Origin of the sequence: Oleomonas cavernae (genome assembly GCF_003590945.1) — a bacterium.
GTDB classification, from domain to species: domain Bacteria; phylum Pseudomonadota; class Alphaproteobacteria; order Zavarziniales; family Zavarziniaceae; genus Zavarzinia; species Zavarzinia cavernae.
The window spans coordinates 186,438-211,698 of record NZ_QYUK01000016.1 but is presented as its reverse complement, the minus strand read 5'-3'; the positions used below and the strand labels follow the sequence as shown (position 1 = coordinate 211,698).

The following is a 25,261-nucleotide window of genomic DNA, read 5'->3' as shown; positions in this document are numbered from 1 at the left end:
GCCGTCATCCCGGCGAAGGCCGGGATCCATTCTGGGGCAGCGCGCGACGTCTCAATGGATCCCGGCCTTCGCCGGGATGACGATAGAGATTACGTTTATTTCCTCAGGCCGAGGAGGCTTGAAGGGCCGCCTCGAAGCACGCAAGGTCGATGGCCTGGGCGGCGGCGAAGGCGTTGCCGATGCCGATCAGCAGGGGGTGTTCCAGGCCAAGGCCGGCCACGCCCTGGGCCAGATCGGCCAGCGTGCCGTGCCAGCGCTTTTCGTCCGGCCGGGTCACTGCACGCACGGCGATGGCCGGGGTCGCCAGGCTCAAGCCGGCGGCGGTCAGTTTGGCGACGAGATCGCCCGCGGTGCGCCCGCCCATGTAGATGACCAGGCTGGTGCGGGCATCGGCCAGGCCCTGCCAGTCGAGATTGTCGGGCAGGGTGCCGTGGCGCGAATGGCCGGTGACGAAGCGCACCGATTGCGCGTGATCGCGGTGGGTCAGCGAGACCTTGCAGGCGGCGGCCATCGCCGATGCCGAGGTGATGCCGGGGATCACCTCTACGGCAATGCCTTCGGCCTGAAGCCGGGCGATTTCCTCGCCGGCGCGGCCGAAGATCATCGGGTCGCCGCATTTCAGGCGCACCACCCGTTTGCCGGCCTTGGCGAAGCGCACCATCAGGTCGTTGATGTCGCCCTGGGCGCAGCTCTCGCGCCCGCCGCGCTTGCCCACGGCCAGGCAACGCGCCTGGGCGTGCACCAGGTCCAGCACTTCCTGGGCCACCAGATCGTCGAACAGCACCACTTCGGCCGCTTGCAGCGCTTTCAGCGCCTTGATGGTCAGCAGCTCGGCATCGCCCGGGCCGGCACCCACCAGGGTGACGCTGCCGGGCCCGCGGGCAGGCATCTCCTGCCCGGCAGGGATCCCGCCGGCGATGAGGCGAACCTCAACCGGCTTTCGCGACGGCGTGGGCATCGATCAGCCTCCCGATTTCCATGCGGCACGAGCCGCAGTTGGTTCCCGCCTTCAGGCAGGCGCCGACCGCCTCGACACTGGTGGCCTGGCCGCCGCGGATGACGGCGGTAATCTGGTTGATCCCGACCGAGAAGCACGAGCAGATCGTGGCCCCGGGATCGGCCCCGGCCTCGCCGCCGCGCCCGGCCAGGATGCGGAAGCGGGCGGCAGCATCGATCGTCGCGCCCAGTTGCCCCACCACCCAACCGCGGGAAATCTCCACCGGCTCGGGCGAGACGAACAGGGCGCCGACCAGGCTCTCGCCCTCGAAGGCGGCAAAGCGATAGCGGCCGTGGGCCTCGTCGTGATAGGCCAGAACCTCCACCGTCTCGCTCAGGCCCATCAGGCGGCGCACCCAGTCGCCCCAATCCGCCGGTACCTCGTGGCCGGCCAGCTCCAGGCGGAAGCCGCCCAGCGCCGGCGCCAGGGCCCAGTATTCGGTCTCGCCCACCGCGGGGCGATTGGCGCTGACGGCAAAGCCGTACCAGGCGGCGGCGAAGGGCGCCACCGAAACCGGGGTGAACTTGGCCTCGGGCTGGCCCGAGAGCGGATCGACATGGGCGGCGACGAGGGCATCGACCCGCGCCTTGGCGGCCTGCTGGTCGGTCCAGTGGATCGGCGCGAAGACCGAACCGACACGCTGCCGGTCGGTGATCAGCACCCGCAGCAGGGCCTCGCCATGGTCGCTGGCCACGACCGCCAGGGTCGCGGGGCGCAGGCCCAGGCGGTCGGCGTCGGCGGGGTTGATTTCGACGAAGGGCTCGGCCAGGTGGCTGGTCAGGCGCGGGGTCTTGCCCGTGCGCGTCATGGTATGCCACTGGTCACGCACGCGGCCGGTGTTGAGGATCAGCGGGCGTTGGGCGCTGGTCCGGCTCATGGGGGTACGGGGCGGGGTGGGGACGAAACGTGCCTTGCCGTCGGCGGTATAGAAATTGCCGTCGGCGAAGAAGCGGGCGCGGCTCGCGCCCCCGGCCGGCAGGGGCCACTGGAACGGTTCCAGCGCGTCATAGGCGGCCGCGTCGATGGCACCGTGGGCGCCCAGGTCGAAATCGCGGCTGCCGTCGTTGCCGTGGGCGGAAAGGGCGGCATGTTCGCGGTAGACGGCGGCGGGGCCGTCGTAGTCGAAGCCGGCAAAGCCCATGCGGCCCGCCACCTGCGCCATCGCCCACCAGTCGGGCCGGGTTTCGCCGGGGGATCGAGGAAGGGGCGCTGGCGCGAGATGCGGCGTTCGGAATTGGTCACCGTGCCGTCCTTCTCGCCCCAGGCCGTGGCGGGCAGGAGAACGTGGCCGTAGGCCGTGGTGTCGGTCTTGCCGATCACGTCCGAGACCACGACGAAGGGGCAGCGCCGCAGGGCCTCGGCCACCCGATCCGCCTGGGGCAGGCTGTCGACCGGGTTGGTGGCCATGATCCACAGCGCCTTGACGCGGCCGTCATGGACCGCCTCGAACAGGTCGACGGCCTTCAGGCCCGGCTTGTCGGCGATCGTGGGGCTGGCCCAGAACGCCTGCACCAGGGCGCGGTGCTCGGGCACGCCCAGTTCCAGATGGGCGGCGAGCTGGTTGGCGAGGCCGCCGACTTCGCGCCCGCCCATGGCGTTGGGCTGGCCGGTGACCGAGAACGGCCCCATGCCCGGCCGGCCGATGCGGCCGGTGAGCAGGTGGCAATTGATGATGGCATTGACCTTGTCGGTGCCGGCGCTCGACTGGTTCACGCCCTGGCTATAGACCGTCACCACCTTTTCGTGGCGGGCGAACAGGCGGTAGAAGCGGGTGAGCTGCTCGGGTGTCAGCCCGGTCGCCGCCTGGGCGCCCTTGATGCCGGTCGACTCGGCCACCGCCAGGGTCTCGACGATGCCGGTGGTGTGTTCGGCGATGAAGGTCTGGTCGGCCAGGCCGGCCTGCACCAGATGGTCGAGCAGGCCGTTGAACAGCGCGACGTCCGAGCCCGGCTCTAGCCCCAAATGCAGGTCGGCCAGTTCGCTGGTGGCGGTGCGGCGCGGGTCGATGGTAACCACCTGGATGCCGCGTGCCGCCTTGGCTGCGGCCAGGCGCTGGAACAGCACCGGGTGGCACCAGGCCAGGTTGGAGCCGACCAGGACCACCAGGTCGGCCTCTTCCAGGTCCTCGTAGCAGCCGGGCACCGTGTCGGTGCCGAAGGCGCGCTTGTGCCCGGCCACCGAGGAGGCCATGCACAGCCGGCTGTTGGTGTCGATGTTGGCCGAGCCGATGAAGCCCTTCATCAGCTTGTTGGCGACGTAGTAATCCTCGGTCAGCAACTGCCCCGAGACGTAGAAGGCAACCGAGTCCGGGCCATGCTCGGCAATCGTCTCCTGGAAGCGGCGGGCGACAAGGCCGAGGGCCTGGGACCATGTCGCCCGCTCTCCCTCGACGACCGGCATCAGCAGCCGATCGTCGAGACTCAGGGTTTCGCCGAGCGCAGATCCCTTGGAGCACAGCCGGCCGAAATTGGCCGGGTGATCGGGGTCGCCCTTGATGGCGACGCTGCCGTCGGCTTGGGGCGTGGCGAGCACGCCGCAGCCCACCCCGCAATAGGGGCAGGTGGTGCGGACGGTCTCGCACGCGCCCATCAGGCGACGCGCCCGGCCAGGGCGGCAACGCCCAGATGGATGCGGCCGCGCTCGGCCCGCACCGGGATGACGCCGGTGCAGCCGACATCGGCGCCGCGTGCCTGGCCGGTGGCGAGGTCGATCACCCAGTTGTGCAAGGGGCAGGTGACGCCGTCGTCGTGGACGATGCCCTGGCTCAGGGGGCCGTTCTTGTGGGGGCAGCGGTCGCGCAGGGCGAAGATCTTGCCTTCGCCGGTGCGGAACACCGCGATATCGCCGCTGGCGGTGTGGACGACACGGGCGCCGCGCAGGGGCACGTCCTCGACCGCGCCGACATCGATCCAGTCGTGAGGGGTATAGGCGGTCATTCTGCGGCCTCCCGGGGTTCGAAGTGTGCCATGGGGCGGAACTCGTGCGCCTCGGCGCCGGCCACCCGCTCGGCCCAGGGGTCGACCTGGGCGAACTTCTGCGAATAGACGAAGCGGTCGAACAGGGCCTGGCGGCGTTCCAGGTCGTCGACCACGGCGGCGCGGATCGACTCGATCCCCACCCGCTTGGTCCACTTGTAGATACGCTCGAGGTAGCGTGCCTGCTCGCGGTAGAGCTGGGTCAGGGCCACGATGACGGCCAGCGCCTCGTCTTCCGTGTCGACATGGGTCAGCACTTCCGTGCCCTTGATGTCGAGGCCCGCGGCCCCGGCAAAGTGGATGTCGTAACCGGAATCGACGCAGATCACGCCGACATCCTTGCAGGTCGCCTCGGCGCAATTGCGCGGGCAGCCCGAGACCGCCATCTTCACCTTGGCCGGGGTCCACGAGCCCCACATGAATTTCTCGATGCGGATGCCAAGGCCGGTCGAATCCTGGGTGCCGAAGCGGCACCAGTCGGTGCCCACGCAGGTCTTCACCGTGCGCAGGGCCTTGCCATAGGCATGGCCCGAGACCATGCCGGCGGCGTTGAGATCGGCCCAGACGGCAGGCAGGTCCTGCTTCTTCACGCCCAGGAGGTCGATGCGCTGGCCCCCGGTGACCTTCACCGTGGGGATGGCGAATTTGTCGGCGACATCGGCAATGGCCCGCAGTTCGCGCGGGTTGGTGATGCCGCCCCACATGCGCGGTACGACGGAATAGGTGCCGTCCTTCTGGATATTGGCGTGGACCCGCTCGTTGATGAAGCGCGACTGGTTGTCGTCGACATACTCGCCCGGCCAGGCGGCGAGCAGGTAGTAGTTCAGCGCCGGCCGGCACTTGGCACAGCCGCACGAGGTCTTCCACTCCAATTCCTGCATCACCGCCGGGATCGTCTTCAGATCCTTGGCGATGATCAGGCGGCGGACGTCGTCATGGCCGAGCTCGGTGCAGGCGCACATCGGCTGCACCGCCGCGCGGTTGAACTGGTCGCCCAGGGTGAGCGACATCAATTGTTCCACCAGGCCGGTGCATGAGCCGCATGAGGCGGAGGCCTTGGTGTGGGCGCGCACGCCGTCCAGCGTGGTCAGGCCCTTGGCGGTGATGGTCGAAGTGATCTTGCCCTTGCATACGCCGTTGCAACCGCAGATCTCTGCCTCATCCGGCAAGGCTGCAACGGCCGCCATAGGGTCCAGGGCGGCACCGCCCACGTACCCTTGGCCGAAGATCAGGGTGTCGCGCATGTCGGCGATGCAGGTCGCCTTGCGCAGCAGGTCGAGGAACCAGCCGCCATCCGCGGTCTCGCCGTACATCACCGCGCCGATGATGCGGTCGTCCTGCAGCACCAGGCGCTTGTAGATGCCCCGCGCCGCGTCGCGCAGCACGATCTCCTCCCGGTCCTCGCCCTCGGCGAAATCGCCGGCCGAGAACAGGTCGACCCCGGTCACCTTCAGCTTGGTCGAGGTGACCGAGCCGGTGTAGGCGGCGCTGGTATCGCCGTTGAGCTGGGCGGCGACCACCTTGGCCATTTCGAACAGGGGCGCCACCAGGCCGTAGCACTGGCCGCGATGTTCGGCGCATTCGCCCACCGCCAGCACGTCTGGGTCCGAGGTCACCATGTGGTCGTCGACCTTCAGCCCGCGGCCGACCTCCAGGCCCGCCGCTTTGGCCAGGCCCGAATTGGGGCGGATGCCCACGGCCATGACCACGATGTCGGCCGGGATTTCCGTGCCGTCGTCGAGGCGCACCGCCTCGACCTTGCCGTCGCCGACGATGGCGTGGGTATTGGCCTTGGTGATGACGCGGATGCCCCGCGCCTCCATGGCCTTCTTCAGCAGGTGGCCGGCGGCCGGATCGAGCTGGCGCTCCATCAGGGTCGGCATCAGGTGCAGCACGGTCACGTCCATGCCGCGCATCTTCAGGCCTGCCGCGGCCTCCAGGCCCAGCAGGCCGCCGCCGACGACGACGGCGCTGCCGCCGTGCTGCGCCGCGGCCAGCATGGTGTTGACATCGTCGAGGTCGCGGTAGGCGACCACGCCGGGCAGGTCCTTGCCCGGCACGGGGACGATGAAGGGCAGGCTGCCGGTCGCCACCAGCAGCTTGTCGTAAGGCGTTACGCTCCCGTCCTTGGCCTGCACGGTCTTTGCCGCACGGTCGATCGCAACGATCTCCTTGCCCTTCAGCAAGTCGATACTGCGCGCCGCATACCAGGCATCGTCATGGGTGACGATCTCGTCGAATGTCTTCTCGCCCGACAGCACGGGCGAGAGCAGGATCCGGTTGTAGTTCACCCGCGGTTCGGCGCCGAACACGGTGATCTGGTAGGCCTCGGGCGCATCGTCGGTCAGGTGCTCCAGCACCCGGCCGGCCGCCATGCCGTTGCCGATGACGACAAGTTTCGGGCTCATCTCAGGCGGCCTCCACCTTGTTCATGGCGTGGCGGGCATAGAGGAATTCCATCACCCCGGCGCGGGCGGCGATATAGGTCGGGTTGCCGGCCAGGGCCAGGCGGTTGCGCGGCCGGGGCAGGTCCACCGTCAGCACTTCGCCGATGGTGGCGGCCGGGCCGTTGGTCATCATGACGATGCGATCGGCCAGCAGGACCGCCTCGTCGACGTCGTGGGTGATCATCAGCACGGTATTGTTCAGCCGCGTCTGGATCTCCATCACCTTGTCCTGGAGCTGGGCGCGGGTCAGCGCGTCGAGCGCGCCGAAAGGCTCGTCCAGCAACAACACTTTGGGTTCCATGGCCAGGGCCCGGGCGATGCCCACGCGCTGCTTCATGCCGCCCGAAATCTCGTTCGGGTGGCGCTGGGCGGCGTGATCCATGCCGACCAGCTTCAGGTTTTCCATGGTCCAGGCATGGCGTTCCGCCTTGTTCTTGGTCTTGCCATGCACCTTGTCCACGGCGAGGCGGACATTGTCGTAAACGGTCAGCCAGGGCAGCAGCGAGTGGTTCTGGAACACCACGGCGCGGTCGGGGCCGGGCTGCGAGACTTCCTTGTCGTCCAGCAGGATGGCGCCGGTGGTAACCTGCAGCAAGCCGGCGACGAGGTTCAGCAAGGTCGACTTGCCGCAGCCCGAGTGGCCGATGATGGCGATGTATTCACCCTGGGCGACCTTGAGGTCGACATCGCGCAGGGCGACATAGGATCCGCGCTCGGTCTTGAAGGTGACGCCGACCTGCTCGATCGAAAGATGGCTTGCCATGACGCTACTCCTTACCGTTGGCTGTAGCTGCCGCCGAGGCGGTTGCCCAAGGCCCCGATCAGCCGGTCCAGCACGAAGCCGACCAGGCCGACCGCGATCAGGGCGATGATGATTTCGCTGATCAGCGAGGAATTCCAGGCATCCCAGATGAAGAAGCCGATGCCGACGCCGCCGATCAGCATTTCCGCCGCGACGATGGCCAGCCACGACAGGCCGATGCCGATGCGCAGGCCGGTGAACATGAAGGGCACGGTCGCCGGCAGCATGATCTTGAAGAAGAATTCCGGGCCCGACAGGCGCAGCACCTTGGCGACGTTGCGATAGTCCTGCGGGATGTTGCGGATACCGACCGCGGTGTTGAGGATGATCGGCCACACCGACGTGATGGCGATGACGAAGATGGCCGAGGGATTGGCCGACTGGAAGGCGGCCAGCGACAAGGGCAGCCAAGCCAGCGGCGGCACCGTGCGCAGGACCTGGAAGATCGGGTCGAGGCCACGGAAGGCCAGCGACGACTGGCCGATCAGCACCCCCAGCAGGATGCCGGCGACGGCCGAGATCGCGAAACCCTCCGCGACCCGGGTGAGGCTGGCGGCGATCTGCCAGAACAGCCCGACGTCGGTGCCGCCGTTGTCGTAGAACGGATCGATGATCAGTTCCCAGGTATCGGCGATGACCTTGGAGGGGGGCGGCAGGGGGGCACCGGCCCCCGGCACAGAATCTCCCACAGGCCGAACAGCAGGATCAGCATCACGACCGGCGGGGCCAGGTTGATGGCCTTGCGCTTCAGCCATGCCCCCGCCTTGGCGAGGAGCGCTGCATCGATCAGCGGCTTGCGCACCGGCTCCTCGAGGAGTTTGGCAAGCTGGTCACTATGGACGGTCATGGGTAAGCCTTCCAACTGGTCTGATTACACGGCCTTGATGGCCAGGCTGGCGAGATAGGCGGCCGGATCGGCCGGGTCGAAGGTCTTGCCGTCGAAGAAGGTCTCGACTCCGCGTGACTTGGAGGTCGGGATTTCCGCCGCCGGCGCCCCGATGGCCGCCGCCGCGTCACGCCACAGATCCTCACGGTTCACCTTGGCCACCAGGGCCTTGGTGTCCAGGTCGGCCGGCAGGTAACCCCAGCGGATATCCTCGGTCAGGAACCACAGGTCGTGGCTGGGCCAGGGATAGGAGGCGAAGTCGTTCCAGTACTTCATGATGTGCGGGCTGTCGGTCACCTTGCGGCCGTCGCCGTAATCGATCTCGCCCTTGGCGCGGCCCAGAATGTCCTCGACCGGCACCTTGAAATAGTCACGGCCGCCGACGATGGAGCACATCTCTTCCTTGTTCTCGGGCTTGTCGCACCATTGCGCGGCTTCCTGGACGGCCATCAGCAGGGCCTTGGCCGCCTTGGGGTTGGCGTCGACCCAGTCGGCCCGCATGGCGAAGGCCTTTTCGGGGTGATTGCCCCACAGCTCGCCGGTGGTCAGGGCGGAAAAGCCGATGCCCTGGTTGACGAGCTGGGCGTTCCACGGCTCGCCCACGCAGAAGGCTTCCATGGTGTTGACCTTCATGTTGGCCACCATCTGGGGCGGCGGCACGACGATGGTCGAGACATCCTTGTTGGGATCGATGCCATTGGCCGCCAGCCAGTAGCGCATCCACAGGTCGTGGGTGCCGCCGGGGAAGGTAACCGCGCACTTAACTTCCTTGCCTTCGGCCTTGGCCTTGGCGAAGGCATCCTTCAGCGCGGCCGCCTGGGTGCCGATGCCAAGGCCCTTGTAGGCGCCGGCGACCGAGATGCACTGGCCGTTGATGTTGAGGCGCGAGAGCAGGTACATGGGCAGGGGCGCGTTGCCCTTGGTGATCTTGCCGGTCGAAATCAGGTAGGGCATGGGCGACAGGATATGGGCGCCGTCGATGCCGCCGCCGGCCGAGCCCAGCTCGAGGTTGTCGCGGGTGGCGCCCCACGAGGCCTGCTTGCCCACGGTGACCTCGGTCATGCCGTATTTGGCGTAGAGGCCTTTTTCCTTGGCGATGATCAGCGGCGCGCTGTCGGTCAGGGCGATGAAGCCCAGCGTCGCCTTGGGGGTCTCGGGGCCTGCGCCCTCGGCAAAGACGCCGCGCGGGAAGGCCGCGCCGACGGCGCCCAGCAGGGCGGCGGTGCTCGAGACCTTGAGGAGGTCGCGGCGATTGATGCTGCGTGTAACGATCTTGCTCACTGCCCGTTCCTTCTCGAAGCCCCGCCTGCGCAAAACAGGCATAAAAAAAGCGCCGCACGACTGAAAACCGGAACCGATTTGGTAATCGGTACAGTTCCGTCGGCAGCGCTGCCACGTGCCCAACTCTGGGCCAGATGTTCTAAAGTCGGTGCCCGGAAGGGCGATCGCCGGTCTGCCGCCATTGGCCTGACCGGGAGGTTGAGCCATCGTTGGCTCGCACCCTATTCACTGCACACAGCGTGCCAAGTGGGCGACGATCGGGTTTTTCGTTCGATATCAGGGGGTTAGGCAGCGGGTGCCGGGGCGCAGCAGTTGCCGCCTCGCGGCGCAGTGATGCCTTATTGGCCAGCGGGCTGCTAAAAAATTGTGCAGCGCGTCATTTCTGAGCGAACTATAAGAATGCCTCACCCGCTCTATCGTCATTCCGGCGAAGGCCGGAATCCATCGTAGTGCGAGACGAGACCTTGCCGGACAGATCTCGCCTGCCCCTGCCATGGATTCCGGCCTTCGCCGGAATGACGACAGGGGCCATCAGTCGCTGATCGCGCTCGGCCCGCGGATGGCAAAGGCGGCGACATAGTCCTCGATCCGGTCGGGGTCGAAGACCAGGCCGTCGAAGAAGCCGTCAGGCCCCAGGAACAGCCGGCCGTTGGCCGTGGCCACCGGCGTCTCCATGGTCAGCGCCCCTTCGACTTTCGAGCTGGCGTTGGGCAGGGCGACGCCCAACGGCCCCAGGGCCTTGCGGTACAGGTCCGGGCGAATGCAGCGGCGCACGGTCTCGAGCGTGGCCGGCGTCAGCTCGAGCTGGCCCCAGCGCACCATCTGGCTGAAGAACCACAGGCCGTGGCTGATCCAGGGGAAGGTGGCGGCGCGGCGCGCGAAGGAACGGAACTCGGGCACCAGTTGCGGCTGCCCGGCGCCCAGGGCGATCCGCCCGGTCAGGCCGGCCATGAGCGTCGACTGGGCGACATCGAGGTAGCTGGGCGTCGACAGCAACTCGACCATTTCCTGGGTGTTCTTGGGCGAGTCGCACCACAGCGAGGCCCGGTGCATGGCCCGCAGCAGGGCGGCGGCGGCTTCCGGGTTCTGGTCGGCCCAATCGCTGCGCATGCCCAGCACCTTCTCGGGGCTGGAGCGCCAGATGGCCGTGGTGGTGGTGACGATGTGGCCGACGCCGGCCACCACGGCGGCGCTGTTCCACGGCTCGCCCACGCAATAGCCGTCGATGTGGCCGCCGGCCAGGGCATCGGCCATGTAGGGCGGCGGCACCACGGTCAGCCCGATATCGACGCGCGGGTCGATCCCGGCCGCCGCCAGCCAGTAGCGCAGTTCATAATTGTGGCTGGAATAGGGGTGGACCACGGCGAAGGTCAGCGGCGGCTTGGCCGAAGCCTTGCGGCTTTCCACCACGCTGCGCAGGGCCACGGCCATGGTCATGGGGTCGCCGCTGTTGTCGGCACCGGCCATGTTCATGCCGTGCCAGACCGCGTTGGAGACCGTGACCGCGTTGCCGCCCAGCCCCATGCACATGGGCGTGATCACCGAGCCGCCGAACGGGGTCAGGCCCAGGGAGGCGGCGATCGGCATCGGCGCCAGCATATGGGCGACGTCGAAATGGCCCAGCGCCAGCCGGTCCCTGATGCTGGCCCACGAGGCTTCGCGGATCAGGGTGAGTTCGATGCCCTCCTCCTCGGCGAAGCCGCGGATCTTGGCGATGATCAGGATGGCGGCGTCCAGCAGCGGGATGAAGCCGGCCCGGATGGCAAAGGGTTTCTCGGGTTCACCCATCACTTGTCCCCCGACAACAGTGTCGACGCGGTCAAAATACTCTGCGCCACCTCGGCGATCCGTCGGTTCTCGTTCATCGCCGTGCGCCGCAGCAGGCCATAGGCTTCATCCTCGCCGATCCCTTTGAGCTTCATCAGCACGCCCTTCGCCCGGTCGACCAGCTTGCGGTCGTCCAGGGCCTTGCGCGTCCGGTACAATTCGTCGCGCATGCGGCTGAAGGCGTTGAAGCGGCTGATCGCCATGTCCAGGATCGGTTTCAGCCGTTCCTTCTTCAAGCCGTTGACGATATAGGCGGAAACCCCGGCCTCGATCGCCGCCTCGATCATCGCCTTGTCCGAGCGGTCGACGAACATGGCGACGGGCCGGCTGATGGCGCGGCTGACCTGGAACATGTGCTCGAGCACGTCGCGCTGGGGATGTTCCAGGTCGATGAAGACCACGTCCGGGTCGGCCTCGACGATGCTGCGCACCAGGGGCAGGCGCTCGACGATCACCGTGACGTGGGCATAGCCCGCCTCGCGCAGCCCCTCCTCGATGATCGAGGCGCGGATGCGGTTGTCGTCGATGACCAGGATCTTGGTTTCGGAATCGCGCTCGGCCATGCCCCAAGCATCAATGGCCCGGGCGGGACGCGCAACGTCCGTGAACGTCGCAGGCCCAAACAAAAAGGGCGGCACCGCGCGGTGCCGCCCTTGGTGTGTGCGCGCAAGCGCTCAGTAGCGGTAGTGTTCCGGCTTGTAGGGGCCGTCGACCTTGGCGCCGATGTACTCGGCCTGGACCGGCGACAGCTTGGTCAGCTTCACGCCCAGCTTGGCCAGGTGCAGCGAGGCGACCTTCTCGTCCAGGTGCTTGGGCAGCATGTAGACCTTGCGGTCGTACTTCGCGTGGTGCTGGTAGAGCTCGATCTGGGCGATCACCTGGTTCGAGAACGAGGCGCTCATGACGAAGCTGGGGTGGCCGGTGGCACAGCCCAGGTTCACCAGGCGGCCTTCAGCCAGCACGATCAGGCGCTTGCCGTCGGGGAACACGACCTCGTCGACCTGCGGCTTGACGTTGTCCCACTTGTAGTTACGCAACGAGGCGATCTGGATCTCGCTGTCGAAGTGGCCGATGTTGCAGACGATCGCCCGGTCCTTCATCTCGCGCATGTGGTCCAGCGTGATGACGTCCAGGTTGCCGGTGCAGGTGACGAAGATGTCGCCCAGCGGGGCGGCCTCTTCCATGGTGGTGACCTGGTAGCCTTCCATCGCCGCCTGCAGGGCGCAGATGGGGTCGATCTCGGTGACCATGACGCGGGCGCCCTGGCTGCGCAGCGAGGCGGCCGAGCCCTTGCCCACGTCGCCATAGCCGGCGACCACGGCGACCTTGCCGGCCAGCATGACGTCGGTGGCGCGCTTGATGCCGTCGACCAGCGACTCGCGACAGCCATAGAGGTTGTCGAACTTCGACTTGGTCACGCTGTCGTTCACGTTGATGGCGGGAACCTTGAGCGTCCCGGCCTTGTGCATCTCGTAGAGGCGGTGGACCCCGGTGGTGGTCTCTTCCGAGAGGCCGTACACGCCGTCCATCAGCTCGGGATATTCATTGTGCATGAGGACGGTCAGGTCGCCGCCGTCGTCCAGGATCATGTTGGGGGTCCAGCCGTCCGGGCCCTTCACCGTCTGGTGGATGCACCACCAGAATTCCTCCTCCGACATGCCCTTCCAGGCGAAGACCGGGATGCCGGCCGCGGCGATCGCCGCCGCCGCCTGGTCCTGGGTCGAGAAGATGTTGCAGGAGGACCAGCGGATGGTGGCGCCCAGGGCGATCAAGGTCTCGATCAGCACCGCGGTCTGGATCGTCATGTGCAGGCAGCCGGCGATGCGGGCGCCCTTCAGCGGCTGCGAGGCGCCGTATTCCGCGCGCAAGGCCATCAAGCCCGGCATTTCGGTCTCGGCAATGTTGATTTCCTTGCGGCCCCATTCGGCGAGCGAGAAATCCTTGACCTTGAAGTCGGCGAACGTGGCCATGGGGTATCCTTGAGGGCTTAGGCGATGGCTATCCTATTACCAGCGTGGCGGCGGCGACGCAAGCGGGCAGATAAAGATATCTTTATGTCTTGATCTCCCCCCGGCGGCCGCGCCCGCCATGGCGATTCGGCCGCGGGCAGGCTAGATTGGCGCCATGATCGACAAGCTCTGGGCCATCGGCTTCACCCCGCTCGACTTCGTCGCCCTGGTGCTGTTCGGGGCGGTCTGGTTCGGTTACGAGCGGCTGCTGCACTTGATCGGCCGGCGCTACCGCACGATCAATTTCACCATGCGCCTGGTGCGCCGCCACTGGATGGAGGCGATGGTCCGGCGCGAGGTGCGCATCGGCGACGCCGCCCTGCTGGGCCATGTGATGAATTCGACCGCCTTCTTCGCCTCGACCACGGTGCTGGTGGCGGCCGCCATGGTGGGCGCCCTGGCCAGCCTGGACACGATGCAGCCGGCCATCGAGGGCCTGGATTTCACCGCCAAGACCTCCCGCGCGCTGTTCGAACTCAAGGTGCTGCTGCCGCTGATCGTCTTTGTCGGCGGCTTCTTCCGTTTCACCTGGTCGCTGCGCCAGTTCAACTACGCCATCGCCCTGATCGGCGCGACGCCGGCCCCGGGCGACACGCAGGGCAGCGACGGCATCGCCATGGCCGACCAGACCGCGGAAGTGATGACCTCGGCGGCGGAGGCCTTCAACGGCGGCATCCGCTCGTATTATTTCGCGCTCGCGTGCCTGTTCTGGTTCGGCGGCCCGCTCGCCTTCATCGTGGCGACCCTGGCCATGGTCTGGACCTTGCTGCGGCGCCAGATCAGCTCGCCGGCGGCGGTGGCGATCCGGGTCGAGGCGCGCAAGCTAACCAAGTACTGAAAAAGCAACGGGGTCGCACGACCGGCATCGTGCAACCCCGTTTTGGGGGCGCGAGGCCCCTAGCTGTCGGGTGAGGTTCAGGCGGCGGCGGTCAGCGTATGGCGGGCATGGATGGCGCCGGCCAGGGTCTTCAGCGCCAGCTCGATCTTGCCATGCACGGAAAGTTCGGCGGCCTTGCGCTCGGCCCACTTCAGGTGACGGGCCTCGAAGGCCTCGGTGGCGGAGACCACGTCGGTGGCCAGGACACGGTCGTTCTGCTTCAGCTCGATAATCATGTGACTCTCGATTCCCTAATCCTGACGGAACTGCCGACAACGGGGCCGGCACCCCCGGCGCCAGACAGGACAGAAAATCTGACCTATTCCGTCGCCATACCCCAAGAAACCCGGGCCGATGATCCCGGTTCCCGATGAATCTCGCACGCGCAATATTGCAGTGCAATATAAGGTGGCGATGAAGGCCGCTTTGGCGGCGGGGTGTGGCCGATTCAGCGCACCGGGTTACCGTTGCGCGACAGATCGTTGCGCGCCGGCCCGCAGCGCGAGAGGGCGAGGGGCGGCCGGGTCTTGCCCCGGCCGCGACGGCCTCCCCCAAGACCATCACGCGCCAACATAGGTTCGCGCGCCCGCTGCCGATCATTCACACCCGGCGTTAAAAGGCCCTTGACCTGAATCAAGGCGACCGCCGTCCAACGGCGCGACCTTGGATCCCATGCCACAGACCGCCCTTGCCCATCGCTATCCCCGCTACACGAGCTTCCCGACGGCGCCGCATTTCCATGCCGCCGTCGCGGCAGACACCTACGCCGGCTGGCTTGAGGCGCTGCCCGCGGACGAGGCCCTGTCGCTCTACGTCCATGTGCCCTACTGCGAATCGCTGTGCTTCTTCTGCGGCTGCCACATGAAGGTGACCAACCGGTTGAGCCATGTGCAGCGTTATGTCGCGGCCTTGAGTGCCGAGGCGGCGCAGGTCGGCGCGGCGCTGGGATCCAAGCGGCGGCTGGCCCATCTGCATTTCGGCGGCGGCAGCCCGACCATCCTGCCGCCCGAGGAGATCGAGCGTCTGATGGCGGCCCTGCGCGCCCTGTTCGTCATCGACGAGACCTGCGAGATCGCGGTCGAGATCGATCCCCGCGGGGTCGACGAGGCCAAGCTGGATGCCTGGGCCGCCGCCGGCATGACCCGCGCCAGCCTGGGCGTGCAGGACCTGGACCCCAAGGTGCAGCAGGCGATCAACCGGGTGCAGCCGTTCGAAACGGTAGCGGCCGTGGTCGAAGGCCTGTGCCGGCGCGGTGTCGGCTCGATCAACATCGACCTGGTGCATGGCCTGCCCTATCAGACCGTCGACGGCGTGCGGCAAACGATCCGCCAGGTGCTGAGCCTCAAGCCCGATCGCCTGGCCCTGTTCGGCTATGCCCATGTGCCGGCCATGAAGCCGCACCAGCGGCTGATCCCCGAGGCGGCCCTGCCCGGGCCGGCGGAACGCCATGCCCAGCTTCAGGCGGCCTGCGACGAATTGAGCGCCGCGGGCTACGAAGCCATCGGCCTCGACCATTTTGCCCGGCCCGACGATGCCCTGGCCCAGGCGGCGCGGGCCGGGCGCCTGCACCGCAATTTCCAGGGCTATACCACCGACGACGCGGCAATCCTGATCGGCCTGGGGCCGTCGTCGATCAGCGAACTGCCCCAGGGCTATGCCCAGAACCAGGTCGACATTTCCCTGTGGGCACAGACCGTCGAGGCCGGCCGCCTGGCGACCCGGCGCGGCATCGCGCTGCGCCCGACCGATCACCTGCGGCGCGCCGTGATCGAACGGCTGATGTGCGACTATGCCGCCGACATCGGCCGCCTGGCCGTGGCCCACAAGCTGGATCCCCGCGCGATCGAGGATGCCTGGCCCCGGCTGGCGCCGCTGGAAGCCGCCGGCGTCGTCACCCGGGTGGGCCTGCACATCGCCATTCCCTTTGCCGCGCGCCACCAGGTACAACGGGTCGCCGCCTGTTTCGACGACCGCTTCACCGGGCCCGAGGTGATGCCTGGGCCGCAGCCGCAGGCTGCCTGCGCGTAAGCGCAAGTGGACCGAGGCTGCGCCTAGGGGCGGATCCGCCGGGTCGTCGCCAGCGTCCGCCGCCATTTGGCGCGCAAGGCCTGGGGCCGTTCGGGATAGCGTTCGTCCAGGAAGGCGGCATCGGCCACCCGGTCGGTGCGGAAGTGGCGGAAATCCTGGCGCAGCTCGCACCAGGCGGCGATCAGGCGGACCGTATCGTAATAGCCGACCGCGACCGGCCAGATCACCCGCTCGCTGGCCCGGCCCTGCTCGTCGCGATAGGACAGTTGCACCTTGCGCCCGCCGTGGATGGCGGCCCGCACCGCCCCCATGTCGATCGCATCGGCCACGGCCCGGTGCGAGGGTGTCGCCATGGTCGCGGAATCGAGCACGAAGGGGCGCAGGCGTTCGGGGACCGAAGCGCCGATCTTGGCCACCAGGTCGAGCGCCGCCCGGGCCAGCGCCGGATCGCCGCGCCCGGCCACCCATTGGGCGCCCAGCACCGCCGCCTCGATCTCGTCCTGGGTCAGCATCAGGGGCGGCAGGTCGAAGCCGCCGTCCAGGACATAGCCGACGCCGGCCTCGCCCCGGATCGGCACGCGCTGGCCGATCAGGGTGGCGATGTCGCGGTAGACCGAGCGCTTGGAGGTTTCCAGTTCGAGCGCAATGGCATCGGCCGTGGTGGGCCGGTGGCTGCGCCGCAGGATCTGGATGATCTGGAATAATCTGTCTGCCCGTCTCATGGGATCGAAACTCTCGCGCCACCATGCTGACAGCATGCTGTCAGCAGCTTGGCAGTATGCCTGTGGTCGTCAACCCCGCCCGCAGGAGCAAGCCATGATCAAGCGTTCCCCCACGCATAGCCCGATCACTCTGTATGGCTTCGGTCCCGGCTTCGGCCTGCCCGAGGTGAGCCCCTATGTGATGAAGACCGAGATCCAGTTGAAGCTGGCGGGCCTCGCCTACGTGAAGGACCTGAGCGGTTTCGACGCGGCGCCCAAGGGTAAGCTGCCCTATATCCGCGACGCGGAGGCCGTGGTCGCCGATTCGACCTTCATCCGCGCTCACTTGGAGCGTCGCTACGACCTCGACCTCGATGCCGGCCTGTGTACCACTGAGCGTTCCATCGCCTGGATGGTCGAGCGCATGCTGGAAGACCACCTGGCCTGGACCTCGGGCTATTTCCGCTGGCTGGTGCCGGAGAATTTCGCCAAGGGCCCGGCGCATTTCTTCGACGATGCGCCCGAGGAGATCCGTCCCCACCTGCTGGTCCAGGTCCAGGAGGAGGTGCGCGGCACCTACTATGCCCAGGGTGTCGCCCGCCACACCCCGGCCGAGATCGCCGAGCTGGGCGCACGCTCGCTGAAATCCCTGGCCATGCTGCTGGGCGACAAGCCCTATGTGATGGGCGAGCGGCCCAGCAGCGTCGACGCCATTACCTTAGGGATACTGGCCGGCATCCTGGCGCCGTTCTTCGACACCCCCCTGCGCCGGGCGGCCGAGGGCTTCGACAACCTGCGCGATTACGTCGACCGCCTGATGGCGCAGTTCTATCCCGAGCACGCCTGGGCCCCGGTCGCCCGCCCTGCCGCCGCCCGCCGCCCCCACTTCGCCATCACCCCCCTCGTGCGGGTGCTGTCGGCCTGAACCTTAAAAGCCCTCTCCGCCGCTTGCGGGGGAGAGGGAGGGGACCCGTCGCGTGAGCGACGGGGAGGGTGAGGTGGTGGAGCGGGCAAGGGCGCGCTCTATGCCGCCGACCCACCTCACCCCACCCTCTCCCCCCTGAAGGGCGGAGAGGGCTTTTTGTGACGCATCCGCCCATGCCGATTATCCGTTTGCCCGTTCCAGGCCCCAGCGGGCATAATGCGGGCTCATCCGTTCAATCGGCAAATCGGCCAAAGGCCCGGGGCACAGGCGTCGCACGGCCGCGCTGCGCCCGGCAGGACTGAAATACCATGCGACAGCTTTCCCCGCCGGCCGCCAGGCCGTCGACGACATCGCCCAGCGCCACGGCTTCAGCGCCGACGCGGTGCTTTCCATGCTCGACAGCGTGATCAACGGCAACGGCGCCATGGCCCAGTTCAACCACCCGGAATTCGCCGGCTCGGGCCAATGGATGCGCGGCGGCATGATCATGCTCTCCGACATGTTCAACAATTACCTCAAAGGCCGGGTCGACGGCCTGTGCAGCGAGCTCTCCAACCTCGTCGCCAACCAGCCCGACCTGGTGCGCAGCGGCAGCTTCCAGTCGCAGAGCCAGGGCAACCAGTTCCAGGGCGGCCAATACCAGACCAATGCGGGCTACGGCCAGCAACAGCAGCAGGACGGCAACGGCCCCCAAGGCCCGGTCAGCCTGTTCGTGCCGCCGGCACCCGGCACCTCGGGCAACTGGTGGCCGGACGGCATCGGCTGGCCCAATTCGACCGGTGCCCAGAACAATGTCCGCTATGCCTACTTCGCCGATGCCCGCCGCCTGGCGATCGACGTCAACGGCCTGGTGACCGTCTACGACACGCTGGACCACAACATCGGCGGCTTCTCGCAGCAGCAGTCCTATGGCGGCTCGCTCACCTTCTCCAGCCAGTACGGCCTGGTCGCGGTGTCCAGCCTGCCGGTGATCAGCGTCGGCGGCCAGGCGCCCCAGGCCCCGCCGCCCCAGCCGGCCTATGTCGAGCCGTCGGCGCCCTCGGTGCCCCAGCCGGCCTTCACCCTGCAGGCCGGGGGCGGCGAGGCCGACATCTTCGCCACCATCGAAAAACTGGCCGGCCTGAAGGCCAAGGGCATCCTCTCGGACGAGGAATTCGCCGCCAAGAAGGCCGAGCTGCTCGCCAGGCTCTAGGTCCCGCGCCGGCAGCCATGAGCTTCGAGTTCCAGTGCCATCGCTGTGGCCAGGTGCACAAGGGCATGCCGCGCCTGGGGCCAGACGTGCCCGACAGCTATCACGAAGTCTCCGCGGCCGAGCAGGCGGCCCGCTGCACCCTGAGCGCGGACGACTGCGTCATCGACCGCACCTGGTTCTTCGTGCGCGGGGCGCTCGAAATTCCCGTCGCCTTCGAGGACGAGGCCTTTGCCTGGCTGGTCTGGGTCTCGCTCAATGAGTCCGACTACAAGGCCTGGCGCGCGGCCCGCGACCTGCCCCGGCGGGCGCCGCCGGGCCCGTTCCGGGGCTGGCTCAACACCCGCCTGCCCGGCTATCCCGACACCTTGAACCTGGAGACCCGCCTCCACCTGCGCGACCGCGGGCGACGGCCCCTGGTGGAGGTGGCGCCGACCGGCCACCCGCTGGCCCTCGAACAGCAGGACGGCATCGCGGCCGGCCGCGTGGTGCAGCTCTATACGCTCACGGTGCACGGCGCGCCTTGAGCGGCCGGGAAGCGCGCGCCCATCTCCTCCCGTTCAAGGCCCAGCCCGCCCACCAGATAGGCGACGGTACGGTAGAAGCCCGCCAGCAGCAGCACCTCGACCACCTGGGCCTCGTCGTAATGCGCGCGCAAGGCGGCGAATTCCGCGTCCGACAGGGAGGCGCGCGCGTGCAGGGCATCGACCGCGGCGATCAGCGCCTGCTCCGCCGCCGACCAGCAGGGTGCATCACTGCGGCCCGTCACCGTCGCCGCCACTTGTTCAGGCGTGAGCTTCGCAGCCCCGGCGAAGGCCGTGACATGCACGCCCCATTCGTATTCGCAAGCCGTCAAGGCGCAGGTCCGGTCGATCACGATCTCGCGCTCACGTAAGGAGAGCGGCCCGCGATCGAGCAGCGAGCCGGCGCGGAACTTGCCCCAGGCCCGCTCGAACTTCGCCAGGGTGCGGAACAGCAGCAGGGGCGGCGCCCCGCGCATGACCTGATCGAAGTGCCCCTGGATTTCCGGGGCGTAAGGCGGGGACAGTGGGGTGACGCGGGGCATGGGCGGGTCTCACGCTATGGAAAATATAGCGATGCTATCCTTTCCGTAGCGAAAGGCAAGCCCGGACAACGCCCCACCGGCGTCATCCCGGCGAAGGCCGGGATCCATCGGCGGCGCAAGGGAGATCCGGGGAATCGGGCACGGTGCGATCTCGCGTGCCCCCAGAATGGATCCCGGCCTTCGCCGGGATGACGCCGGTGGGGAGAGGCGGCCCCCACGCCGCCGTGGCTTGCGCTTGTGCAGCCTTGTCTGCGTTATGTTAAACTCCAACTGAACCGCCAAATTCGAGAGATCGCGCCATGGCTCGTCTGGAAGTGGTCAAGCCCGGGCGAGGCTTCGCCTCCGCCGAGGATCAAAGCACGCACAGCCCGCCGACCCCGGCGCCCCCGGGCAGCCGGGATATCCTGACGCTGGGGGTGGGCGAGACCGTCGAGCTGGATCTCGTGCAGGGGCAGGACATCGACATTACCCTGGTGCCGCCGGGCGAGCAGGCGGTCGACCTGACCGGCCCGCTCCCGGCCAGCAACGGCGCCGTCTACCGCCGCTTCAAGCTGACCGGCAAGAAGGCCAATGAAACCGCCGTGCTGCGCGGCATCCTCAACCGCGACTTGGCCCCCTGGCCCAAGGGCGGGGACTTCATCCGGCCGCTGGAAATCCGCGTCTATGGCGAGAAGAATTCCGGCAACCGCCAGAGCCTGGGCGGCATCAACATGCACCCAAAGTTTATGGAGGAATTGAAGAAGCTGCCCTGGCGCGACGCCGTGCTGCGGGTCGCCGTCGACCAGATGCAGGGCAAGAACGGCACCGGGTCGGGGGACGAGTCGGGCAAGACCTATGACAGCTCGGGCGCCAGTTGGTGCGGTTCCTTCGTGGCCTGGTGCTATGGCGTGGTCGCAGCGGCCCATGGCATCAAGAGCCCGATGGCCATGAACGGCGTGTACAACGAACTGCGCTCAGGCATCCAGGCGCTGGACTGGGGCCTGAAGCGCCAGGCCCAGGGACAGTGCACCGTCTATAATTACGAAGGCGGCCCGCGCTATGGCCAGCATTTCGGCGGCGGTGCGTTCAGCGGTGACGAGGCCAAGTCCTTCGCGACCAGGCTGAACAAGGTCGCCGCCGGCTCGATCGCCCGGGGCGACGTCGTGCTGGTCCGGGCCGAGGATCATCACGGCGAGTTCAACCATGTCTGCATGGTCTACGAGCCGCCCAAAGGGCCGACGGACCCCTTCGTGGTGATGAACGGCAACGCCGGCGACGCGCCGCCGGGCGACGGCGCCGGCGGGCCGATCTCGCTCTCCTACCCCAAGAACGCCGGCCAGACCTGGGTTCTGACCAACGACAAGGCCAAGTGGACCGACAAGAAGGGCAACGAGCACACCTCGAGCGACGCCGTGGGCAGTACGATCTACCGCTATGTCTTCCTGCACCTCGACTGGCCGGAGGCGAACAAGACGACGTAGAAAAGGCCCGGACCGCGCCACGTGCGGAATTTTTTCCGCACGGCTACGTTGACCATCCCGGCGCGAGGGGACATTTTGTCCCTATGGCTACGAGCAGAACGCATATTCGGGCAGGCGGCGCCGCTTCCAGCAAAGGGCGCCTGTCCATCGACCGAAAGACCGGCACGGCCGTCTTCTCGGCAAAGGAAAAACCTGCCGACGCCGCCGCCCGCCTCCCGACCGGCCGGCGCCCCACCCAGAAAGTCTTTCTGGCTGAGGACAAGCCGTCGCGGACCCGGCAGGCAATGGCGAAGCTGCTCAAAGACCTGGGCGGCTGATCTTGCCGCTGCCGGCGCGGCCGCAACCGGGCATGGTGGTTTCCTATGATTTCGTCTGGCACCACGAGCACGCCAAGGGCCGGCTCGAGGGCGTGAAGTTTGACCGGATAAGCCCTATCAGTGTGAGGGATAGAATGTGTTTCTATAACTCACAAGTTCGCCATATTATGAGCGATAGAAAGGAATTCTATCGCTCATGCCGACCTGGAACTGGCAGCAGGCCGACTGGCCCCACTTCACCTACGACGCGGCGGCGCTGGCGCCCCTGGAGCAGCAGTTCCTGCGCCTGACGGGTGAATTCGTCGGCGTCTTCCGGCACCTGCGCGCCGATGACCGGGACAGCCTGAAGATCGACCTGATCAGCGACGAGGCCCTGCAAACCTCGGCGATCGAGGGCGAGTTCCTCAACCGCGACAGCCTGCAAGCCTCCCTGCGTCAGCAATTCGGCTTGGACGCGGAGGCCCGGCGCATCCTCCCGGCCGAGCGCGGCATCGCCGAAATGATGGTGGACGTCTACCGCCACTTCGCCGCCCCGCTTGGCCACGCCACGCTCCACGCCTGGCACGGCATGGTGATGGCCGGGCATCGCGGCATCGAGGTGGTCGGCCAATACCGCAAGCACGCCGAGCCCATGCAGGTCGTCTCCGGCAGCGTCAGTGCGCCCACCGTGCATTTCCAGGCCCCGCCCTCGGCCCGTGTGGCGGCGGAAATGGACGGCTTCATCGCCTGGTTCAACGACACGGCGCCGGAAAGCCAAGCCCCCTGCCGCCGCTTACCCGCGCCGGCCTCGCCCATCTCTATTTCGAGAGCATCCATCCCTTCGAGGACGGCAATGGCCGCATCGGCCGCGCCCTCTCTGAAAAGGTGCTGGCGCAGGCGCTGGGCGCGCCCAGCCTGATCGCCCTGGCCCACACGATCGAGCGCCACCGCAAGGCCTATTACGATGCGCTGGAAGCCAGCAACAAGGCGAACGCGGTCACCGCCTGGCTCGACTATTTCGGCCGGACGATCCTGCAAGCCCAGCGCAATACCCTGGCCCGCGTCGACTTCCTGATCGCCAAGGCCAGGTTCTACGACCGCCTGCGCGGCCGCCTGAACCCGCGCCAGGAGAAGGTCGTCGCGCGCCTGTTTGCGGCCGGCATCGACGGCTTCAAGGGCGGCCTGAGTGCGGAGAACTACGCAAGCATCGCCAAGGCCTCGCCCGCGACGGTGACCAGGGACTTGCAGGATCTCGTCGAGAAGGGTGCGCTGACGCGGACGGGGGAGCGGCGGTATGCGCGGTATTATCTGCGGCTGGAAGGTGGCGGGTGAGGGGAGGCCGATCGAGACTGAGTGCCCATGGATTCTGGGGGCTTGATGGAAAGGCAATGATACTTTCCCCTATGGTTTCTTGGGGTTCATGCCATGAGCGTACTCACCATCACTGCAAAGGGTCGGATCACGTTGCCCGCGGATATCCTTGAACATCTGGGGATTCAGGCTGGCGAGAAAATCACCTTGGAGAAATTGCCAGGCGGACGCATCGAGGTTCGGGCGGCACGGCCGGCCACCTCAATCTCCGCGGTCTTCGGCCTTCTGAGGCGCGACGGCGGCCCAACCCTATCGATCGAGGAAATGAATGAGATCGCCAAGCGTGGGCCAGCCAGCGAGCAGTCAATGGCGTCGTCTAAGAAACCTTAAATGATTTATGTACAGCATCACTGAGGGTTCAGTATTCGGAAAACATGTTAAACCCCCTTAATGTCTTCATCAGCGCCATAACAGCCAAATTTTCATTGTATGATTTACGTCTTCTCTCCGAATTAGCCTTTGAAGACATGAGTACATTCCGTGTTTCGTCATAGAAGACAATTTTTCGATCAAGAAGCGGCTTAAAAAAAGGCCTACTAAGTAACTTATTTGGATCAGAAAGCCATCCTCTCCTCATGCCCTCATATGCCAAAAGCCAAATGCAATCACTTTTTATGGTTTCATCGTCGATGGACGACTGCCAGCGAGAAATCGGTAATTTTCCGAGAAACGTCCCATTATTCTTCATTTCCAGTAAAATAAGAGGTATTACGCTTCCACTATATAGGTCCAATGATTCCGTTAACACCTTAGAATCAAAAGTTTTCTTGAGTCCTCGGATTGTAAACAGTAGCCAAATGACTTCATAAGTGTTGCCATTTTGCATATTTATATCGATCAGTGATCTAAATCTATTGACTATTCTTCTTTTAGATATTGTTTTTGTATAGTTGTTTATATTTAGAATTACTCTGCATATCTTATCTAAAGATATCGGCGATATAGCGGCAGCTTTAAGCAAAAATGATTCCAATATTTCAGCGTCTGAATCATTGTAACGCTGCCCTTCAATGACAGACATGGCATAGTTAATAACTGGATCATTGGGTGTTTTGGATTGAAGGTTTAAACCCATATCGAGAAATTCTTTAAGTCTACCTGATCGTAGTGGGCCGCTCTTGTGGGAGAGAAATGATGCAAGTTCCGAGCGCCAACCAGCGAATGGGGCGGCGATCATCCTATCAATAGAAGTTTTTCCACCATTTATCTCAAGGCCGTAATCCCGATATACGTGCGTTATCGCTGATATTATATTTTCAGCTTCGCTAAAATTCTCTGCTCCTGCGAACCAATCATCCTGCAGCCTATCTACGCTATCCACTTTTATCGAAGGCATTCGCTGAGAGAAATTCAAATCAATACGAGACGAAATTATTTCCGATAGAATTCTTGAGGTTTCTGGACCAATAGGAATCCCAATTGTCTGATTTCTATTGCATGCTCTAACTAATATATCTAGTCTATCCCCCAAAGACCCCTTGTACAAATTTAAATTGCCCTTCACCTTTTGCTTTCCGTATGCGGCCCACGGAATGGAGTGGGTATAAATAGAGGGGTAAAATCGGCTAATATCCGTCTGTACTATCCAATTTGCAGAAGCTTCAATAAAATTTTTCTTTGCACCATGGACCCGAAAATTGATATCTTTTATAGATCTCTCGAAATTTTCCGATATTTCCAATTTATCTATAGTAAATTTGCTTTTTGCCGTCCATTTACAGATGGTCCTCCAATTCTCTATCAATTCTCTTGACAAAAGAGCTTGTGGCAGAGGGTGGGTAATATGAATATTTCTTCGTTCGTACCCTCTCTTTGGCTTTGAAATAATTTCAATTTCTGCCTCCGGAATTTTGTATGTATATGACGACGACAATTTAATCCTATTTCCAGATTTCTTGTAGTTTACTTTGTCTGTCGTAAATATTTTTGCTTTCTCCCAGTCGGCGATTACTCCACCAACGCGCTCTCCGAAATCTGTGGTGGTGAATGTCGCTGGAAGCTCCCGTGGGAAATAGCCGCGAGAAACCAGAGCTGTAAGTAACCTCTTGGAAAACAATTTTAGCCCCAATTTCGCTGCACATTAGCTGAGACGTTACGGGAAATTTTACTTTGGCTCAACGCAAA

Annotated in this window: 26 protein-coding genes; 10 read left to right on the top strand and 16 right to left on the bottom strand. The window is 65.4% G+C overall.

What is annotated here, in order from left to right:
* Positions 1–103: 103 nt before the first annotated feature.
* The 12 genes from cobA to ahcY all read right to left on the bottom strand — a co-directional run bounded on the left by cobA (position 104) and on the right by ahcY (position 13,185).
* Positions 104–958 carry a uroporphyrinogen-III C-methyltransferase gene (gene cobA / locus D3874_RS26225; protein ID WP_119782667.1) on the bottom strand — a complete coding sequence of 285 codons (855 nt, stop codon included), beginning with the start codon at positions 956–958 and terminating at the stop codon, positions 104–106.
* Complete coding sequence (locus D3874_RS31740; protein ID WP_338016774.1) at positions 930–1,874, bottom strand: molybdopterin dinucleotide binding domain-containing protein; 945 nt, start codon at positions 1,872–1,874, stop codon at positions 930–932. Before D3874_RS31740 ends, cobA begins: the two co-directional genes overlap by 29 nt.
* Positions 1,871–3,586: a molybdopterin-dependent oxidoreductase gene (locus D3874_RS31735; RefSeq protein WP_338016773.1), complete on the bottom strand. Its 1,716-nt coding sequence runs from the start codon at positions 3,584–3,586 to the stop codon at positions 1,871–1,873. Before D3874_RS31735 ends, D3874_RS31740 begins: the two co-directional genes overlap by 4 nt.
* The gene (gene nirD / locus D3874_RS26215) at positions 3,586–3,933 is read right to left on the bottom strand and encodes a nitrite reductase small subunit NirD (protein ID WP_119782666.1); all 348 of its coding nucleotides are present in this window, start codon (positions 3,931–3,933) and stop codon (positions 3,586–3,588) included. Before nirD ends, D3874_RS31735 begins: the two co-directional genes overlap by 1 nt.
* Positions 3,930–6,380, bottom strand: a complete 2,451-nt coding sequence (nirB, locus tag D3874_RS26210; protein WP_119782665.1) for a nitrite reductase large subunit NirB — start codon at positions 6,378–6,380, stop codon at positions 3,930–3,932. Before nirB ends, nirD begins: the two co-directional genes overlap by 4 nt.
* A gap of 1 nt (position 6,381) precedes the next feature.
* Complete coding sequence (locus D3874_RS26205) at positions 6,382–7,182, bottom strand: ABC transporter ATP-binding protein (protein ID WP_119782664.1); 801 nt, start codon at positions 7,180–7,182, stop codon at positions 6,382–6,384.
* 11 nt (positions 7,183–7,193) lie between these two features.
* On the bottom strand, positions 7,194–7,898 hold the full coding sequence (gene ntrB, locus D3874_RS26200; protein ID WP_199699372.1) for a nitrate ABC transporter permease: 705 nt from the start codon (positions 7,896–7,898) through the stop codon (positions 7,194–7,196).
* Complete coding sequence (locus tag D3874_RS29710) at positions 7,835–8,068, bottom strand: hypothetical protein (RefSeq protein ID WP_199699371.1); 234 nt, start codon at positions 8,066–8,068, stop codon at positions 7,835–7,837. The genes ntrB and D3874_RS29710 overlap by 64 nt, the downstream gene beginning before the upstream one ends.
* Before the next feature lie 24 nt (positions 8,069–8,092).
* Entirely contained in the window at positions 8,093–9,388 is a 1,296-nt protein-coding gene (locus D3874_RS26195) for a CmpA/NrtA family ABC transporter substrate-binding protein (RefSeq protein ID WP_233560384.1), read from the bottom strand.
* 531 nt (positions 9,389–9,919) lie between these two features.
* A complete protein-coding gene (locus D3874_RS26190) occupies positions 9,920–11,176 on the bottom strand; it encodes a CmpA/NrtA family ABC transporter substrate-binding protein (protein ID WP_119782662.1) in 1,257 nt (418 codons plus the stop codon).
* Positions 11,176–11,778 (bottom strand): ANTAR domain-containing response regulator, encoded by a 603-nt coding sequence (locus tag D3874_RS26185; protein WP_119782661.1) that lies wholly within the window; start codon positions 11,776–11,778, stop codon positions 11,176–11,178. Before D3874_RS26185 ends, D3874_RS26190 begins: the two co-directional genes overlap by 1 nt.
* Positions 11,779–11,889: 111 nt before the next feature.
* Positions 11,890–13,185, bottom strand: coding sequence for an adenosylhomocysteinase (ahcY, locus tag D3874_RS26180; RefSeq protein ID WP_119782660.1), 1,296 nt, complete (start codon positions 13,183–13,185; stop codon positions 11,890–11,892).
* Positions 13,186–13,339: 154 nt separating this feature from the next.
* On the opposite strand from ahcY, the gene D3874_RS26175 reads away from it, so the two are divergent.
* Positions 13,340–14,062, top strand: coding sequence for a DUF599 domain-containing protein (locus tag D3874_RS26175; RefSeq protein ID WP_119782659.1), 723 nt, complete (start codon positions 13,340–13,342; stop codon positions 14,060–14,062).
* A 77-nt stretch (positions 14,063–14,139) separates the two neighbouring features.
* On the opposite strand, the gene D3874_RS26170 is transcribed toward D3874_RS26175, so the two are convergent.
* A complete protein-coding gene (locus D3874_RS26170; protein WP_119782658.1) occupies positions 14,140–14,337 on the bottom strand; it encodes a hypothetical protein in 198 nt (65 codons plus the stop codon).
* A 436-nt stretch (positions 14,338–14,773) separates the two neighbouring features.
* On the opposite strand from D3874_RS26170, the gene hemN reads away from it, so the two are divergent.
* Complete coding sequence (gene hemN / locus D3874_RS26165) at positions 14,774–16,129, top strand: oxygen-independent coproporphyrinogen III oxidase (protein WP_119782657.1); 1,356 nt, start codon at positions 14,774–14,776, stop codon at positions 16,127–16,129.
* Positions 16,130–16,152: 23 nt separating this feature from the next.
* Here hemN and D3874_RS26160 read toward each other — a convergent pair whose 3' ends face one another.
* Positions 16,153–16,851 carry a helix-turn-helix transcriptional regulator gene (locus tag D3874_RS26160; RefSeq protein WP_119782656.1) on the bottom strand — a complete coding sequence of 233 codons (699 nt, stop codon included), beginning with the start codon at positions 16,849–16,851 and terminating at the stop codon, positions 16,153–16,155.
* Between the two features lie 94 nt (positions 16,852–16,945).
* Between D3874_RS26160 and D3874_RS26155 the strand changes: the two genes are divergently transcribed.
* The 3 genes from D3874_RS26155 to D3874_RS26145 all read left to right on the top strand — a co-directional run bounded on the left by D3874_RS26155 (position 16,946) and on the right by D3874_RS26145 (position 19,471).
* A complete protein-coding gene (locus D3874_RS26155; RefSeq protein WP_199699370.1) occupies positions 16,946–17,755 on the top strand; it encodes a glutathione S-transferase family protein in 810 nt (269 codons plus the stop codon).
* Positions 17,756–18,146: 391 nt separating this feature from the next.
* Positions 18,147–18,947, top strand: coding sequence for an SHOCT domain-containing protein (locus tag D3874_RS26150; RefSeq protein ID WP_119782654.1), 801 nt, complete (start codon positions 18,147–18,149; stop codon positions 18,945–18,947).
* A 17-nt stretch (positions 18,948–18,964) separates the two neighbouring features.
* Positions 18,965–19,471: a DUF2199 domain-containing protein gene (locus D3874_RS26145; RefSeq protein ID WP_119782653.1), complete on the top strand. Its 507-nt coding sequence runs from the start codon at positions 18,965–18,967 to the stop codon at positions 19,469–19,471.
* Here D3874_RS26145 and D3874_RS26140 read toward each other — a convergent pair.
* Positions 19,441–20,010: a carboxymuconolactone decarboxylase family protein gene (locus tag D3874_RS26140; protein WP_119782652.1), complete on the bottom strand. Its 570-nt coding sequence runs from the start codon at positions 20,008–20,010 to the stop codon at positions 19,441–19,443. The genes D3874_RS26145 and D3874_RS26140 overlap by 31 nt on opposite strands.
* 299 nt (positions 20,011–20,309) lie before the next feature.
* Between D3874_RS26140 and D3874_RS26135 the strand changes: the two genes are divergently transcribed.
* From D3874_RS26135 to D3874_RS26120, 5 genes are all read left to right on the top strand, one after another.
* A complete protein-coding gene (locus D3874_RS26135; RefSeq protein WP_147385874.1) occupies positions 20,310–21,470 on the top strand; it encodes a hypothetical protein in 1,161 nt (386 codons plus the stop codon).
* 83 nt (positions 21,471–21,553) lie between these two features.
* Complete coding sequence (locus tag D3874_RS26130; RefSeq protein WP_119782650.1) at positions 21,554–21,787, top strand: hypothetical protein; 234 nt, start codon at positions 21,554–21,556, stop codon at positions 21,785–21,787.
* A gap of 196 nt (positions 21,788–21,983) precedes the next feature.
* Positions 21,984–22,685, top strand: a complete 702-nt coding sequence (locus D3874_RS31730; protein ID WP_338016772.1) for a Fic family protein — start codon at positions 21,984–21,986, stop codon at positions 22,683–22,685.
* Complete coding sequence (locus tag D3874_RS30900) at positions 22,598–23,098, top strand: Fic family protein (RefSeq protein WP_338016779.1); 501 nt, start codon at positions 22,598–22,600, stop codon at positions 23,096–23,098. The genes D3874_RS31730 and D3874_RS30900 overlap by 88 nt, the downstream gene beginning before the upstream one ends.
* 93 nt (positions 23,099–23,191) lie before the next feature.
* Positions 23,192–23,467: an AbrB/MazE/SpoVT family DNA-binding domain-containing protein gene (locus tag D3874_RS26120; protein ID WP_119782649.1), complete on the top strand. Its 276-nt coding sequence runs from the start codon at positions 23,192–23,194 to the stop codon at positions 23,465–23,467.
* 28 nt (positions 23,468–23,495) lie between these two features.
* Here D3874_RS26120 and D3874_RS26115 read toward each other — a convergent pair whose 3' ends face one another.
* Positions 23,496–25,193, bottom strand: a complete 1,698-nt coding sequence (locus D3874_RS26115) for an RNA-directed DNA polymerase (protein WP_119782881.1) — start codon at positions 25,191–25,193, stop codon at positions 23,496–23,498.
* Positions 25,194–25,261 lie beyond the last annotated feature (68 nt).

Bases quoted from the DNA above. Each gene is read 5' to 3' on its own strand.
- cobA (WP_119782667.1), bottom strand. From the start codon at position 958: ATGCCCACGCCGTCGCGAAAGCCGGTTGAGGTTCGCCTCATCGCCGGC.
- D3874_RS31740 (WP_338016774.1), bottom strand. From the start codon at position 1,874: ATGAGCCGGACCAGCGCCCAACGCCCGCTGATCCTCAACACCGGCCGC.
- D3874_RS31735 (WP_338016773.1), bottom strand. From the start codon at position 3,586: ATGGGCGCGTGCGAGACCGTCCGCACCACCTGCCCCTATTGCGGGGTG.
- nirD (WP_119782666.1), bottom strand. From the start codon at position 3,933: ATGACCGCCTATACCCCTCACGACTGGATCGATGTCGGCGCGGTCGAG.
- nirB (WP_119782665.1), bottom strand. From the start codon at position 6,380: ATGAGCCCGAAACTTGTCGTCATCGGCAACGGCATGGCGGCCGGCCGG.
- D3874_RS26205 (WP_119782664.1), bottom strand. From the start codon at position 7,182: ATGGCAAGCCATCTTTCGATCGAGCAGGTCGGCGTCACCTTCAAGACC.
- D3874_RS29710 (WP_199699371.1), bottom strand. From the start codon at position 8,068: ATGACCGTCCATAGTGACCAGCTTGCCAAACTCCTCGAGGAGCCGGTG.
- D3874_RS26190 (WP_119782662.1), bottom strand. From the start codon at position 11,176: ATGGGTGAACCCGAGAAACCCTTTGCCATCCGGGCCGGCTTCATCCCG.
- D3874_RS26185 (WP_119782661.1), bottom strand. From the start codon at position 11,778: ATGGCCGAGCGCGATTCCGAAACCAAGATCCTGGTCATCGACGACAAC.
- ahcY (WP_119782660.1), bottom strand. From the start codon at position 13,185: ATGGCCACGTTCGCCGACTTCAAGGTCAAGGATTTCTCGCTCGCCGAA.
- D3874_RS26175 (WP_119782659.1), top strand. From the start codon at position 13,340: ATGATCGACAAGCTCTGGGCCATCGGCTTCACCCCGCTCGACTTCGTC.
- D3874_RS26170 (WP_119782658.1), bottom strand. From the start codon at position 14,337: ATGATTATCGAGCTGAAGCAGAACGACCGTGTCCTGGCCACCGACGTG.
- hemN (WP_119782657.1), top strand. From the start codon at position 14,774: ATGCCACAGACCGCCCTTGCCCATCGCTATCCCCGCTACACGAGCTTC.
- D3874_RS26160 (WP_119782656.1), bottom strand. From the start codon at position 16,851: ATGAGACGGGCAGACAGATTATTCCAGATCATCCAGATCCTGCGGCGC.
- D3874_RS26155 (WP_199699370.1), top strand. From the start codon at position 16,946: ATGATCAAGCGTTCCCCCACGCATAGCCCGATCACTCTGTATGGCTTC.
- D3874_RS26150 (WP_119782654.1), top strand. From the start codon at position 18,147: ATGCTCGACAGCGTGATCAACGGCAACGGCGCCATGGCCCAGTTCAAC.
- D3874_RS26145 (WP_119782653.1), top strand. From the start codon at position 18,965: ATGAGCTTCGAGTTCCAGTGCCATCGCTGTGGCCAGGTGCACAAGGGC.
- D3874_RS26140 (WP_119782652.1), bottom strand. From the start codon at position 20,010: ATGCCCCGCGTCACCCCACTGTCCCCGCCTTACGCCCCGGAAATCCAG.
- D3874_RS26135 (WP_147385874.1), top strand. From the start codon at position 20,310: ATGGCTCGTCTGGAAGTGGTCAAGCCCGGGCGAGGCTTCGCCTCCGCC.
- D3874_RS26130 (WP_119782650.1), top strand. From the start codon at position 21,554: ATGGCTACGAGCAGAACGCATATTCGGGCAGGCGGCGCCGCTTCCAGC.
- D3874_RS31730 (WP_338016772.1), top strand. From the start codon at position 21,984: ATGCCGACCTGGAACTGGCAGCAGGCCGACTGGCCCCACTTCACCTAC.
- D3874_RS26120 (WP_119782649.1), top strand. From the start codon at position 23,192: ATGAGCGTACTCACCATCACTGCAAAGGGTCGGATCACGTTGCCCGCG.